Source organism: Marinomonas polaris DSM 16579 (assembly GCF_900129155.1).
In the GTDB taxonomy this organism is placed as follows: Bacteria; Pseudomonadota; Gammaproteobacteria; order Pseudomonadales; family Marinomonadaceae; genus Marinomonas; species Marinomonas polaris.
The window spans coordinates 1-1,308 of the sequence record NZ_FQVF01000049.1 but is presented as its reverse complement, the minus strand read 5'-3'; the positions used below and the strand labels follow the sequence as shown (position 1 = coordinate 1,308).

Genomic DNA, 1,308 nt, shown 5'->3' with positions numbered 1-1,308 from the left:
TACCGTTAAACTATCGACTTCTTTTGATACGGCAAGTGCTGATGATATTGGCACCATGACGGCGAGTTATGTTGATGAAAACGGTCAAACTCAATCATTGGTGATTGGTTCTGATGGTTCTCTTACTGTTCCTGCTGGCGTTACGAAAGTTACTTTAAATGTTCCTACCATCAATGATTCTGTTTATGAAGGTAACGAAAAATTTACTATCAGTGTAGAAGGTGTGACTGGTGTTGATGCAGCAGATAGTGCAACCACGACTATTATTGATAGTGATGGCGTACCGACGGTTAGCGATGTGAGCTCGGCGGTAAATGCCGATGGAAACGCGGTGATTGAAGGTGAAGACGCGGTGTTCACCGTGAGCCTAAGCAACGCGAGCAGCACGGCGCAAACGTACGATTTTAGCTTGACGAACGGCACAGCGGGCAGCAATGACTACGATACAGACCTATCAAATGTGACGTTTAGTGGTGGAGTTACTTACGATGCCAGCACAGGAAAGATTACTGTGCCAGCAGGTGTTACTGAGTTTACAACGACAGTATCAACGACAGATGACGGCATCAATGAAGGTAGTGAAACTTTTACTTTGAATGTAGGTGGTGTGTCTGGTGTTGCAACCATTATAGATAATGATCTTTTAGCTCCAACAGTGGCGATTACAGAAGATATAAATAATGATGGTCTAATCAATAAAGCTGAACTATCTGGTGATGTTGATGTGAAGGTGAGCTTACCAGCGGGAGCTTTGGTAGGTGATACCATTACAATAACTGATGGCACTACACCCCAAAGCATTGTTTTAACCGCTGCACAAATAACGGCTGGGTTCGTAACGACAGCCTTCGCAAGTCCAGGAGAAGGTAACACGATCATTGTAAGTGCGACCTTAAGTGATCAATATGGTAATACGTCTCCAGCTGGTACAGACAGTGCGAAGGTTGATACTTTTATAAGTACACCAGTAATCGATTTAACTTCTTCAAGTGATACTGGTGATTCTTTAGTAGACAATCTAACAAATGACACCACCTCCATATTCACTCTTTCTAATATTGATAGTGATGTGACCCTTGTTGAAGTATTCAACGGCACAACAAAATTAGGTGATGCAGTACAAGCAGCAGATGGTAGTTGGAGCTTTACCGCAACCAATGGGCATTTAGCTGAAGGTGCTAACACTCTTACCGTTAAAGTGACTGATAATGCCGGCAATACAGCGACTTCTACTCCACTAGATGTCACTTTAGATACGCAAGCAAGTGCCTCTATTAGCATTGATACAATAGCTGGTGATGATGTACT

The 1,308-nt window shown here is 43.0% G+C and carries 1 protein-coding gene; it reads left to right on the top strand.

All coding sequences use genetic code 11. The features are described from left to right. The coding region (locus tag BUA59_RS23385) for an Ig-like domain-containing protein (protein ID WP_217653781.1) at positions 1-1,308 on the top strand (1,308 nt) is incomplete at both ends.